Annotated in this window: 12 protein-coding genes; 1 reads left to right on the top strand and 11 read right to left on the bottom strand. The window is 67.5% G+C overall.

Annotated elements, in window-relative coordinates; genetic code table 11:
* Nucleotides 1-2 precede the first annotated feature (2 nt).
* The 9 genes from HG262_RS27260 to metC form a co-directional block, all read right to left on the bottom strand.
* Nucleotides 3-968 carry a TauD/TfdA family dioxygenase gene (locus tag HG262_RS27260; RefSeq protein WP_169273986.1) on the bottom strand — a complete coding sequence of 322 codons (966 nt, stop codon included), beginning with the start codon at nucleotides 966-968 and terminating at the stop codon, nucleotides 3-5.
* Nucleotides 965-1,696: a 4'-phosphopantetheinyl transferase superfamily protein gene (locus HG262_RS27255; RefSeq protein ID WP_169273985.1), complete on the bottom strand. Its 732-nt coding sequence runs from the start codon at nucleotides 1,694-1,696 to the stop codon at nucleotides 965-967. The genes HG262_RS27260 and HG262_RS27255 overlap by 4 nt, the downstream gene beginning before the upstream one ends.
* Nucleotides 1,674-2,420: an alpha/beta fold hydrolase gene (locus HG262_RS27250; protein WP_169273984.1), complete on the bottom strand. Its 747-nt coding sequence runs from the start codon at nucleotides 2,418-2,420 to the stop codon at nucleotides 1,674-1,676. The genes HG262_RS27255 and HG262_RS27250 overlap by 23 nt, the downstream gene beginning before the upstream one ends.
* A 2-nt stretch (nucleotides 2,421-2,422) precedes the next feature.
* Nucleotides 2,423-2,647 (bottom strand): MbtH family NRPS accessory protein, encoded by a 225-nt coding sequence (locus HG262_RS27245; RefSeq protein ID WP_169273983.1) that lies wholly within the window; start codon nucleotides 2,645-2,647, stop codon nucleotides 2,423-2,425.
* A gap of 183 nt (nucleotides 2,648-2,830) precedes the next feature.
* Nucleotides 2,831-3,586 carry an amino acid ABC transporter ATP-binding protein gene (locus HG262_RS27240; RefSeq protein ID WP_169273982.1) on the bottom strand — a complete coding sequence of 252 codons (756 nt, stop codon included), beginning with the start codon at nucleotides 3,584-3,586 and terminating at the stop codon, nucleotides 2,831-2,833.
* Entirely contained in the window at nucleotides 3,583-4,680 is a 1,098-nt protein-coding gene (locus HG262_RS27235) for an amino acid ABC transporter permease (protein WP_169273981.1), read from the bottom strand. Before HG262_RS27235 ends, HG262_RS27240 begins: the two co-directional genes overlap by 4 nt.
* Nucleotides 4,677-5,825: an ABC transporter permease subunit gene (locus HG262_RS27230; RefSeq protein ID WP_169273980.1), complete on the bottom strand. Its 1,149-nt coding sequence runs from the start codon at nucleotides 5,823-5,825 to the stop codon at nucleotides 4,677-4,679. Before HG262_RS27230 ends, HG262_RS27235 begins: the two co-directional genes overlap by 4 nt.
* 31 nt (nucleotides 5,826-5,856) lie before the next feature.
* Entirely contained in the window at nucleotides 5,857-6,948 is a 1,092-nt protein-coding gene (locus tag HG262_RS27225; protein ID WP_348984429.1) for an amino acid ABC transporter substrate-binding protein, read from the bottom strand.
* 96 nt (nucleotides 6,949-7,044) lie between these two features.
* Nucleotides 7,045-8,193 carry a cystathionine beta-lyase gene (metC, locus tag HG262_RS27220; RefSeq protein WP_169273979.1) on the bottom strand — a complete coding sequence of 383 codons (1,149 nt, stop codon included), beginning with the start codon at nucleotides 8,191-8,193 and terminating at the stop codon, nucleotides 7,045-7,047.
* Between the two features lie 107 nt (nucleotides 8,194-8,300).
* Between metC and HG262_RS27215 the strand changes: the two genes are divergently transcribed.
* Nucleotides 8,301-9,215, top strand: coding sequence for a LysR substrate-binding domain-containing protein (locus tag HG262_RS27215; RefSeq protein ID WP_169273978.1), 915 nt, complete (start codon nucleotides 8,301-8,303; stop codon nucleotides 9,213-9,215).
* Between the two features lie 56 nt (nucleotides 9,216-9,271).
* Here the strand turns inward: HG262_RS27215 and HG262_RS27210 are convergent, their stop codons facing one another.
* Nucleotides 9,272-11,014, bottom strand: coding sequence for a biotin carboxylase N-terminal domain-containing protein (locus tag HG262_RS27210; RefSeq protein WP_169273977.1), 1,743 nt, complete (start codon nucleotides 11,012-11,014; stop codon nucleotides 9,272-9,274).
* Between the two features lie 16 nt (nucleotides 11,015-11,030).
* On the bottom strand, nucleotides 11,031-12,022 hold a 992-nt coding region (locus tag HG262_RS27205; protein WP_169273976.1), incomplete at its 5' end, for a biotin-dependent carboxyltransferase family protein.

Here is a 12,022-nt window from a genome sequence, read left to right as displayed (position 1 = left end):
GGTCAGAAGTCGGCGAAGTTGCTATGGGATTCGGCCATCGCGACCACGACCTTGCGCGGTCCCTGGAACGGCGTGCGCGCGTGCGCCACCAGCATGTTGTCAAGCATCATCACGTCACCCGATTGCCACGGGAACATGACGGTCTGCGCGTCCAGCACGGCCCGCACCTCGTCGAACATCGCGTCCGGGATCGCCTGGCCGTCGGCGAAGTACACATTGCGCGGCATGTTCTCGACGCCCAGCACCTCTTCCAGCGACTCGCGCACCTCGGACTGCAGGTTCGACACGTGGAACAGATGCGCCTGGTTGAACCACACCATGTCGTGCGTCCAGGGGTGGGCGGCCACGCCTTGGCAGCGTTGGCGCGTGCGCAAGTCGCCGTCCGGCTTCCATTCGCACTGGATGCGGGCGCGCTGGCAGAACGCCTCCACTTCCGTGCGGTCGTCGGTGTTGAAGACCTTTTGCCACGGCACGTCGAATTCGCCGTAGTTGCGCTCGTAGATCAGGCCGGCGGCAAAGCGCTCGCGGATGGCGGCCGGCATGTCGCGGTAGACGGCGCGGCTGTCGGCGATGGGCGTTTCGCCGCCGACGGGCGACGCCGTCACGCAGTGAAACCAGATCTTCATCGGCCATTCGCGCGTGTAGGCTTGTTCGTTGTGCAGCGGGATGTGCTGGTGCGCCGGGTATTCCGTAGACGTATAGACGCCGGATTGCACCGCGCTGCGGGGCGTGGACGCGAATTCGTAGCTCAAGAGCGGATGCCCGAAGCCGGCCGCGAAGGCGCGGAAGTCCTCGACTGACGGCACCGCGAAACCGCGCAGCAGCACGCCACCCACGTCCCGCAACGAACGCGACAGATCATCCGCCAGGTCGGGCGGCGCCGACAGCAGCGCCTGCCCGGGCGTGTGGGGCGTATACAGCACCGGCAGCTGATTGTTGCCGGGGGCCTTGCTCAGAAAAGTACTCATGGTCGAATTCCTGGGGCGCGCGCGGGGCGCGGTGGCAAAATGGCGCCGCCCGGATCCTCTTGACCACGGACGGCGGGCAACCAGGCCAGTGCGGCCACGTAGCCGGCGGGCATCGCCAGTTCGCAGGCTTGGCAAGCGGGCCAGTCGGCACAGGACGCCGCGACGGCGATCTGCCCGGCCCGCCCGCCCGGTTGCACCTGCACTTGCAGCAGGTGCTGCGCGACGCCGACGCCCCAGGCTTTCAAGGCGGCTTCCTTGCCGGTCCAGCGCCGCAGGAAGGCGGCGCCCGGCGGCAGATCCCGCCAGCCCGTCCGCTCGGCAGCCAGCAAGGCGTAGTCGGCCAAGGGTTCCAGGTCGGACGTGTCTTGCTCGCATTCCACGTCCACGCCCACTTCACGGCGGTCAGACAGGGCCACCAGCGCGTAGCCGCCGGCATGGCTCAGGTTGAAATAGCAGGAAGCGCCCTGCGCAAGCTCCGGTTTGCCGTGCTTGCCGGCACGCAGTGGCACCTCGGCGGGCGCCAGCCCCAGACGCGTGGCCAACAGACGGCGCAGCCCCGCACGTGCGCCCACATAGCGGGCGCGGTCGGCCTCGCGGCGAAAGCGCCAGGCGCGGTCTTGCTCGGACAAGGTCAGCACAAGCCAGTCTTCGGCGGCGACGCGGCCCACCGCCAGGCGCCACACCGAGATGTCCGCAGGCGCCGCCTCAGGCCGCATCAAGGCTTGCATGGCGGACTCCCTGGCTTGGCGCCGATGGCCGGCCCAGATGCGCCGCGATCGCGCCCAGCACGGCCGATTCGCTGTCGCGGATGAAGAAGTGTCCGCCGTCGAAATACTCCAGCGTGACGGGTTCCTGCGCCACGTCCTGCCAGGCACGCAGCCGGTCGGGCGCGATGTCGTCGCGCCGGCCGCCCATCACGTGGACCGGCAACGCCAAGGGCGCCTCGTCGTCATGGCGATAGTCCAGGCATAGCGCGTAATCGGCCTCCAGCACCGCCAGCGTCAAGCCCAGCAGCTCCTCGTCGTCGAACACCGCCTGAGGCGTGCCGCCCTGGCGGCGCAGGTCATCCAGAAGATCGGCGCGTCCGCGCATGCCCGCCAGCCGCGAGTTGTCGCGGGCCGACGGCGAGGCGCTGCCCGAGGCGATGAGCAACTGGGGCGGCGGCAGGCCCAGCGTGCGCAGGCGCCTGGCTGCGCCGTACGCCAGCAAGGCGCCCATGCTGTGGCCGTACAGCGCATAGCGGCCCGACACCCAGGGCCGCATCCGCGTGCAGACATCGTCCACCGCCGCCTGGAAGCCCGCGCTGAACGGGTCGGCGATGCGGCTGCCGCGCCCCGCCAATTCCACCGGCTCGACGCGCACCCAGGCCGGCAGCAAGCGCCGCCACCGCAGATACATGGTGGCGCTGGCCCCGGCGCACGGCAGGCACAGCAGGGTGATGGGCGCGGCCATCGTCAAGCCTGGCCGGCGGACTGGGCTTCCATGTGGCGGCGCAACGAACTGGGACGCATGTCGGTCCACACCGATTCGACGTAGGCCAGGCAGGCCGCCTTGTCGCCCAGGGTGCCGGTATCCCGCCAACCCGCCGGAATGGCCTTGTAGTCGGGCCAGATCGAATACTGCTCTTCTTCGTTGACCAGGACGCGGAACGTCGCGCCTTCGCGATCAAAACAACTCATGTCAGGGACCTCGCAGAGCACAGCGGCGCTTGCGGCGCCAGGGGGACAGAATTCCCGTTCGCGGAAAATCTGCATCTATCCACCTGACGAACCAGCCCGGACTTTGTTTAGTGCGGACCGCCCTGCGCGGCCCAGGCCCTGCCGGCCCTGCCGCCGGTTGGCCGCCGACGGCGGCCCCCGGGGTCAATGCAATATCTGCTCCAGGAAGGCGCGCGTGCGCTCGTGCCGAGGCTGGTCGAAGAAGCGGTCGGGTTCAGCGATTTCGATGATCCGCCCCCCATCCATGAAGACAACCCGGTCCGCCACTTTGCGTGCGAATCCCATTTCATGGGTCACGCACAGCATGGTCATGCCGTCGTCCGCCAGCGACGTCATGGTGTCCAGCACTTCCTTCACCATTTCCGGGTCCAACGCCGAGGTCGGCTCGTCGAACAGCATGATGCGCGGCTGCATGCACAGGGACCGGGCAATCGCCACCCGTTGCTGCTGCCCGCCAGAGAGCTGGCCGGGATACTTCGCCGCCTGGTCCGGGATGCGGACACGTTCCAGGTAGCGCATCGCCAGTTCAACCGCCTGGGCGCGCGGCATGCGCCGCACCTGCAACGGCGCCAGGATGCAATTTTCAAGCACCGTCAGGTGCGGGAACAGATTGAAGTGCTGGAACACCATGCCGGCGTCCGTGCGCACGCCGTCCACCGCTCGCAGGTCGTCGGTGAGTTCCACCCCGTTGACCACGATCGTGCCCTGTTGGTGCCGCTCCAGGCGGTTGATGCAACGGATCATGGTGGACTTTCCCGACCCGGATGGGCCGCAGATGACCAGCCGTTCCCCTGCCCTGACCTGCAAGTCGATGTCCTGCAGGACGTGGAAATCGCCGTACCATTTGTTCATGCCCGTGATCGAGATCGCGGGCGTCGTCGCGCTGGAGGGCGTGCTCATCGGAGGTCTCCTTTTTTATAACGGCGCTCAAGCCACATCGAATACCGCGACAGGCCGAAACAGATGCAGAAATAGAGGGATGCAATGAAGAGATAGGTTTCGACGTAGGGCGTGGGCCAGGCGGGATCCGTCAGTGCGGCGCGGCCCGAGCTCAACAGATCGAACAGGCCCACAATCAGCACCAGGCTGGTGTTTTTGATCATGACGATGGCCGTATTGGTCAGCGGCGCGATCACCTTGCGCAAGGCCTGCGGCAACACGACCAGCCGGGTCATCTGCCACCACGACAGCCCCAGCGCACGCGACGCCTCGGCCTGCCCGGCTGGAATGGCCTGCAAGCCGCCCCGGACTACTTCCGCCAGGTAGGCCGCCGAAAACACCGTCAACGCAATGCCGGCGCGCAACAGGCTGTCGATGGTCGTGCCGGCCGGCAGCATGATGGGCAGCACGATGGAGGCCATGAACAGCAGGCTGACCAGCGGCAACCCCCGAATCAGTTCAATGACGCCCACGCAAATGACCCGCGCGATCGGCAGGCTGCCGCGGCGGCTCAAGGCCAGCAGCACTCCCAGCGGCAAGCCGGCGCCCAACGAACACACCGCCAGCAGCAGCGTCACGGGCAGGCCGCCCCAGGATGAGGTAGGCACCCGCGCCAGTCCCAGCGCGCCGCCCTGCATCAGCAGCAGGCAAGCCGCCATGCCGGCGATCCAGGCGACCGCCGTGCCGGGGCGCCAATGCCTGGGGCTGAGCGAATACACGGTCATCGCCAGGACGAACACGCAGACCGCGGTGGGTCGCCATTGCTCGCCGGGCGGATAGATGCCGAACAGGATCTGACGCATCTTTTCGGCCAGGAACGCCCAGCACGCGCCGTCCGCCTTGCGGCAGACATCGCCCGCGGCCCCGGGCCACACCGCGTCGATCACGGCCCAGTTCAGCAAATGCCCGGCGGCGCTCAGGGCAAGCCCCAGCGCGGCGATGGTGGCGACAGCGCTGAACAACGTGCCGAACAGGCGGTGCCAGACGGTGTCGCGGCGGTCGCGCGGCGGGCGCAGCGCGGGCTGCGGCGCCACGGAAGGAATGGACAGGCTCATGCGCGTTCCGTCCTCAGGATTCGGCGGTTGTACAGGTTCATGAACAGCGACACGCTCAGGCTGATGCTCAGGTACACGGCCATCAGCACGGCCACGCCCTCGATCGCCTGGCCGGTCTGGTTGATGGTGGTCGTGATGACAAACGACAGGTCGGGATAGCCCACCGCCAACGCCAGCGTGGTGTTCTTGATGATGGACAGGTATTGGCTGGTCATGGGCGGGATGATCACGCGTAACGCCTGCGGCACGACAACCCGGCGCAACGTCGCGCCCGGCCGCAGCCCCAGCGAATGCGCGGCCTCCCACTGGCCGGCAGGCACGGCGTCGATGCCGCCCCGGATGATCTCGCCCGAGAAAGCGGCCGAGTAGATCGTCAGCCCCACCAGCAAGGCGGTGAACTCAGGCGTGAACGCCGTGCCCCCCACGAAGTTCAGCCCGCGCAACACCGGGGTATCCGTGTGCACCGCGACCCCGCCCCACGCGGCGCCCGCCAAGACCACAACCAGCGCGGCGGCCATGCCCAGCGTGCGCCAGGGCACCCCGCCGGTTGCCCGCCGCCGTGCCCGCCACCACGCGGCCAGCAGCACTGCCGCCGCCACCGCGCCCGCCCACCCCAATGCTTGCGTATCGCCTTGCAGCGACACGCTGGGAAAGAACAGGCCGCGGATGGACAGGAACACGCCCGGCAACGGTTGCAGGGCCTGCCGGGCAGGCGGCAGATTGATCGTGACGAGGCTATACCAGAACAGCAATTGCACGACCAACGGCGTGTTGCGCACCGCCTCCAGGTACACCGTGCCGATGCCGCTTACCAATGGATGCCTGCTCCGCCGGGCCAGCGCCAGGCCGAAACCCAGCAGCGTGGACGCCGCGATCACCAGCACCGATATATACAGGGTGTTCACCAAGCCCACCACGAAAGCGTGGCCGTAGCTGTCGGTGGGCTGGTAGGCCAGCAGGCTTTCCGACACGGGGAACCGGGCGGCATCCCCCAGGTAATCGAAGCCCACGGCGATGCCGCGTTGCGTCAAGTTGACGCGCGCGTTCCACGCCAGCCAGCCCACGCTCCCCAGGAACCCGCAGGCGATCAGCACCTGCATCAGGACGGCCCGGGCCCGGCCGTCAAACCAAAGTCGCTTCAACATGATGTGCCTCTTGGTCAGCCTCGCGGCCGCCTCAGTTGAAGACGTAGGGGTACATCAGGCCGCCGTCGCGGTACAGGCGGTTCAGGCCGCGTTCGAGCTTCATCGGGCTGTCCTTGCCGACGTTGCGTTCGAAGATCTCGCCATAGTTGCCCAACTGCTTGACGATGTTGTAGGCCCAGCGCTCATCCAGCCCCAGCGCCTTGCCGTTGCCGGGTTCCACCCCCAGGAACCGGGCAATGCGCGGGTCGCCGGATTTCAGCATGTCGTCCACGTTCGCCTGCGTGATGCCCATGTCTTCGGCCGCAATGGGCACCTGGATCACCCACTTGACGATATCGAACCAGCGGTCGTCGCCATGGCGCACCGACGGCGTCAGCGCTTCGCTGTGGCCGCTGGCCGGAAAGATCACGTAGTCGTCCGGATTCTGGGCCTGCGTGGCGCGCACCGCGGCCAGCGCCGACGCGTCGGTGATCAAGCCGTCGCAGCGCCCGGAAAAGAACGCTTGCCGCGATGCGGCCACGTTGTCGAACAGCACCGTCTTCAAGCCCAATTTGAACTTGCGCGACAAGTCGGCCACGGTCACTTCGTTCGTGGAACCCGTCTGCACGCAAATGGTCGCCCCGCCCATGTCCTTGGTCTGGGTGATGCCCAGGTCTTTACGCACCATGAAGGCGTCAAATTCGTAATAGTTGGGATAGGTGAAGTTGATCCCGTTGGCATCGCGCCTTAAGGTCCACGAGGTCGTGCGCGGCAACACATCGATCTGGCCGGTCTGCAACGCGGTCAGGCGCTGCTGGCCGGTCAGCGGCACGAAGCGCGCCTTGGACGCGTCGCCCAGCACGGCGATAGCGATGGCGCGGCACGTGTCCACGTCCAGGCCTTTCCAATTGCCGTCCTTGTCTGGCGCCGAGAAGCCGGTGGTGCCGTGGCCCGAGCCGCAGATGACGTAGCCGCGGGCGCGGATCTGGTCGACGGTGGGGCTGTTCGTCTGCGCGACGGCGGCCGCCACCGGCGACGCCCCTTCGGCAGGCGCCGGGGCGGCGGTTTGGGCAAGCAACAGCGGCGGCGCGCAAACCGCCGCGGCCAGGACAATGGAACGGTAAGTGTGTTTAAAGCGGATCACGGCAATTCCCCTTGCGGTTGGCAGCGCGCCTTTGGATTTTTTTGGCGCGTCTTGCCGGCCGTCTGCGCACGACGCGCGCGGCCGGCGTTCAATGGACTATCGGGACTGTTGATAGGCGGCCAATCCGGCGCGCAGATCGTCCTTCAGGACGTCCACGTCTTCCAGACCGACCGACACGCGGACCACGGCGCGGTCCGTTGCCGGATAAGCGCGGTCCGCCTGCAGCGCCGCCGGGTAGTACGCCACCAGGCTGTGCACGCCGCCCCAGCTGGCCCCGATGGCGAAATGCCGCAGCGAATCGAAGAAGCCGCTGAAGGCGGATTCGGGCGCCGGCGCCAGCACCATCGAGAACAGGCAGCTGTTCGTCGTGAAATCGCGCTTCCACCGCGCGTGCCCCGGATCGGACGCAAGCGGCGGATACAGCAGGCGTTCGACTTGTGGTTGGGCCTGCAGCCACTCGGCCACCCGCAGCGTGGCGTCGCTTTGCGCGCGCAGCCGCAGGCCAAGCGTTTCCAGCCCGCGCAGGACCAGGAAGCAATCGTCCGGGCTGACCTGCTGCCCCAGGATGCTCTGCGTTTCGCGCAGCACGGCATAGTGTTCCGGGTCGTTCATGCTGATGGCGCCCATCAGCACATCCGAATGGCCGCTGAAGAATTTGGTGGCGGCCTCCACGCTGAAGTCCACGCCATGCGCCAGCGGCTTAAAACCCAACGGGCTGGCCCAGGTGTTGTCCATCATGGTCAACACGCCATGGCGGCGCGCGGCGTCGGCGATTGCCGGAACGTCGGACATTTCCATGGTGACGGTGCCTGGCGCTTCAATGCAGATCATCCGCGTGCCCGGCCGGATCAGCGCTTCGATGCCGGCGCCGATGGACGGGTCGTACAGTTCCACCGCGACGCCCATCCGCGCCAGCCATTTCTCGCCGAACGTCTTCAGGGCGCCATAGCTGGCGGCCGACATCAGCAGGTGGTCGCCGCCCCGCACAAAGCCCATCACCACCGTCATCAGCGCCGCCGCGCCAGACGGCGTGATGACGCAATGCCGCCCACCTTCCAGCGCGGCGATACGGTCTTCCAGCAGGCGCGCCGTGGGCGTGCCGGTCACGCCGTAGCTGAAGCCGTCCGGTTGGCGGTGCTTGCGGTTGACGAAGTCGGCCAGCGAATCAAATACCACGGTGGAACCGCGCTGCACCGACGGCGACAGGCTGGCAAAATCTCTATTAGTCTGATTGATAGGTTTCATCTAATCTATTCGTTGTGCTTAGAGGGAATCAGGACAACGCCAGTTTCTGCGCTTTACCTCATTGCTTCAACAATCGAAAAAACTTAGTCAATAAGCAGGACTTATAGATGGACATGCGAGAGATCCAGGTCTTCCGGGCCGTCATGCAGGCCGGCACCACCAGCAAGGCGGCCACCTTGCTGGGCGTTTCCCAACCCGCCGTCAGCCAGGCGATCCGCAAGCTGGAAACGTCATCGGAATTGCGCCTGTTCGAGCGGCTGCGCGGCCGGCTGGTGCCGACCCAGGAGGCCCAGGCGCTGATGGAAGAAGTGGATCGCTGCTTTGCCGGCTTCGAACTGATCGAACACCGCATCCGCAGCCTGAAATCCTATGGTGTGGGGCGATTGGCCATCGGATCGCTGCCAGCCCTGGGCACCGGGTTCATGCCGCGCGCGATCGCGGCCTTCGGCCTGGAAACGCGGCGCATCCAGCTGTCGTTCCAGATCATGAGTTCGCGGGAGGTGTTGCAGCAGGTGGCGGCGGGCCAGCTGGATTTCGGCCTGATGGCCGACGAGTTGTCGGTGGCCGGCCTGGAGCACTCGGAGTTCCTGCGCATCCCCGGCGTGATCGCAATGCACAGCCGCCACGCCCTGGCCAGCAAGCCCGCGATCGCATTGCGCGACCTGACCGAACACACGTTCATTGCACTGAACCCGGAAGATGCCAGCCGGCGGCGACTGGAGGGCGCGCTGAACGACGACGGGCTGGCGCTGCACCCCATCCTGGAAACGCCCTATTCGAATTCCGTGTGCGAATTCGCGTTGCATGGGGTGGGCATCGGGATGGTGCACCCTATCATGGCGCTGGATTATCTGGCCCGGGGCCTGGTCATCAAGCCCTTGGCGCTGGACATCAGTTTCACCAGCCTGCTGGTGTTCCGGTCAGGCACGCCGTTGTCCGAGAACGCCCGTGCGCTGTTGAAAGAGATGCGGATCCAGATGGACCAGGACATCAAGCGCGTGCGTGCCGCGCTGGGCGGCTGACCGCCCGGCGCAGGCCTGCCGCCGGGCGACGTTGAACGGCGCCTTGCACAGGCCCTTTAGTCGATGCGGCCGATCTCGGCGCCGGCCGTGACCGCCTTGCCTGCGGCCGCCTGGTGCCTGAGCACGCCGTCCCGATGCGCCAGCACCTGCATTTCCATCTTCATGGCTTCCATCGTGGCGATCAATTCACCCTGCTTGACGGTCGCGCCGTCTTCCGCGTTCCAGGACTGCAGGGTGCCGGCAATGGGCGCCGCCACGCTTTGCGCGCTGGCCGGCGCCAATGCGCCAGCCGCGCCGGCGGCATCGCCCCCCGCCGCCGCCCCCGCGGATTGCAGGCCGCGCAGCAATTCGGCGGGCAGGCCCAACGACACGCGCCGGCCATCGATCTCGACCGCGGTGCGATGCAGGTAAACGTCGCCCGAGGGCGCCGGGCGCACGGCCGCTTCCAGGTCATTGGCGAAGTCGGTCTCGATCCAGCGGGTGTGGACCTTGAAGCCTTCACCGTCGCCGATGAAATCGGCATGGTCCAGCACGGCCCGGTGGAACGGCAGCACCGAGGCCACGCCTTCGATGCGGAATTCGGCCAGCGCGCGGCGGGCCCGCGCGATCGCCTGTTCGCGGGTGGCGCCGGTGACGATCAGCTTGGCCAACAAGGAATCGAACGTGCCCGGAATGGTGGAACCGGATTGCACGCCGCTGTCCACGCGCACGCCCGGACCCGACGGCGCGGCGAAGGTCGCGATCCGGCCCGGCGACGGCAGGAAGCCGCGGCCCACGTCTTCGGCGTTGATGCGGAATTCGATGGCGTGGCCGCGCGGCAGAGGCGCCGCGTCGATCGCCAGCGGCAGGCCGTCGGCGATGCGCAATTGCTCGACCACCAGGTCCAGGCCGCAGGTTTCTTCGGTGACGGGATGCTCCACCTGCAAGCGGGTGTTGACCTCCAGGAACGAGATCGCCCCCGACGCGCTCAACAGGAATTCGACCGTGCCCGCGCCGACGTAGCCGGCATGGGCGCAGATGTCCCGCGCCGAGGCATGGATGCGCTGGCGCTGCTCGTCGCTCAGGAACGGCGCGGGCGCCTCTTCCACAAGCTTCTGGTTGCGGCGTTGCAGCGAGCAATCCCGCGTTCCCAGCACAACCACCTTGCCATGTTTGTCCGCCAGCACCTGCGCTTCGACATGGCGCGGATGATCCAGGAACTGTTCCACATAGCACTCGCCGCGCCCGAAGGCCGTGACCGCTTCGCGCACGGCCGACTCGTACAGATCGGCCACGTCGTCCATGCGCCACACGACCTTCAAGCCGCGGCCGCCGCCGCCGAACGCCGCCTTGATGGCGATGGGCAGACCGTGTTCGCGCGCAAACGCCAAGACCTCTTCGGCGCCGTTGACCGGGCCGGGCGTGCCAGCCACCAGCGGCGCACCGACGGCCAATGCGATCTTGCGGGCCTGGACTTTGTCGCCCAGGCGTTCGATGGTTTCCGGCGACGGGCCGATCCAGCTCAGGCCGGCGTCGATCACCGCGCGCGCGAACACTGCGCTTTCGGACAGGAATCCGTAGCCGGGATGCACGGCGTCGGCGCCGCAGCGGCGCGCCACGGCCAGCAGCTTTTCGATGTTGAGGTAAGTGTCGGCCGGGCGATCTCCCTCCAGGCCAAACGCTTCATCGGCCATGCGCGTGTGCAGCGCGTCGAAATCCGCGTCGGCGTAAACCGCCACGGACTTCACGCCGTAGTCGGCGCAGGCGCGGATGATGCGCACCGCGATTTCGCCGCGGTTGGCGATCAGGACTTTCTTCATGGCTGGCATATTCAAGTTATGGCGTTGCGACCGGGGCGGCGGGGACGTCGACCGGGACGAATTCAGAAATGGGATTGAAGCGCACACGCGCGCCGATGGGGATCTGGGCCGCGCGGTCCAGGTGCCAAGGCGCCACGGAACCAATCACCGGGTAGCCGCCCGTCAGCGGGTGGTCGGCCAGGAACAGCACGGGCTGGCCGCTGGCCGGTACCTGGATCGATCCTTTACGCGTGCCCTCGCTGGGCAGTTCGGCGTGGTTGGCGCGCTGCAGCGGCCGTTCGCCGTTCAAGCGGATGCCCACGCGGTTGGACTGCGGCGTGACGGTCCAGGGCTGGCTGGACAGCAACGCGACCGCGTCGGCGTCGCACCAATCGGTGCGGGGCCCGAGCACCACGTCCAACACGACTTCGGTGTCCTGCGCGGGCAGATCGGCCGCCGGCAATTCCGGCGCCCCGACGATGGCACCCTGCGCCGCCGGCAAGATCCCAATGCGGTCGCCTGCAGCCAGCGCGTCCGGCCCGACGCGCGCAAGCGTATCGGTCGAGCGGCTGCCCAGCACGGGCGCCACCTCGAAGCCGCCGCGCACGGCCAGGTAATAGCGGATCCCCGCCACGGGCTGGCCCAGCGTCAGCGTGTCGCCATCGTTCAAGGCAATGGCCTCATGGCTGGCAACGGTCCAGCTGGCCCCCGAGGCGTCGCGCAGCGCAAGCTCCCCTCGCGCGCCGGTCACGGCCACGACAGAGGCGCCGTGCGCGCGAACCTGGAAGCCGCCGTACACGATTTCGATGCAGGCCTGGCCTGGCGTGTTGCCGACCAGCCGGTTGGCGGCGCGCAACGCGCCCCGGTCCATCGCGCCTGAGGCCGCTACGCCCTGGCGTGCCTGCCCGGGCCGGCCCAGGTCCTGGAAGACCGCTTGCAGGCCGGGCGCCACCACTTCCAGTGACGCGTGGGCGTCGCTGGCCCGGCGGGCCGCGGCCGGGCCGGAACCCGGGGAGATCGGAAGAGCGT

The sequence above is a fragment of the Achromobacter sp. Bel genome (assembly GCF_012928505.1).
In the GTDB taxonomy this organism is placed as follows: domain Bacteria; phylum Pseudomonadota; class Gammaproteobacteria; order Burkholderiales; family Burkholderiaceae_B; genus Achromobacter.
The sequence above is the reverse complement of the archived record's forward strand: the minus strand, read 5'-3'. Positions and strand labels throughout refer to the sequence as shown.

Coding starts and splice junctions, on each gene's coding strand:
- HG262_RS27255 (WP_169273985.1), bottom strand. CDS start 1,696: ATGCAAGCCTTGATGCGGCCTGAGGCGGCGCCTGCGGACATCTCGGTG.
- HG262_RS27215 (WP_169273978.1), top strand. CDS start 8,301: ATGGACATGCGAGAGATCCAGGTCTTCCGGGCCGTCATGCAGGCCGGC.
- HG262_RS27235 (WP_169273981.1), bottom strand. CDS start 4,680: ATGAGCCTGTCCATTCCTTCCGTGGCGCCGCAGCCCGCGCTGCGCCCG.
- HG262_RS27250 (WP_169273984.1), bottom strand. CDS start 2,420: ATGGCCGCGCCCATCACCCTGCTGTGCCTGCCGTGCGCCGGGGCCAGC.
- HG262_RS27260 (WP_169273986.1), bottom strand. CDS start 968: ATGAGTACTTTTCTGAGCAAGGCCCCCGGCAACAATCAGCTGCCGGTG.
- metC (WP_169273979.1), bottom strand. CDS start 8,193: ATGAAACCTATCAATCAGACTAATAGAGATTTTGCCAGCCTGTCGCCG.
- HG262_RS27245 (WP_169273983.1), bottom strand. CDS start 2,647: ATGAGTTGTTTTGATCGCGAAGGCGCGACGTTCCGCGTCCTGGTCAAC.
- HG262_RS27240 (WP_169273982.1), bottom strand. CDS start 3,586: ATGAGCACGCCCTCCAGCGCGACGACGCCCGCGATCTCGATCACGGGC.
- HG262_RS27230 (WP_169273980.1), bottom strand. CDS start 5,825: ATGTTGAAGCGACTTTGGTTTGACGGCCGGGCCCGGGCCGTCCTGATG.
- HG262_RS27210 (WP_169273977.1), bottom strand. CDS start 11,014: ATGAAGAAAGTCCTGATCGCCAACCGCGGCGAAATCGCGGTGCGCATC.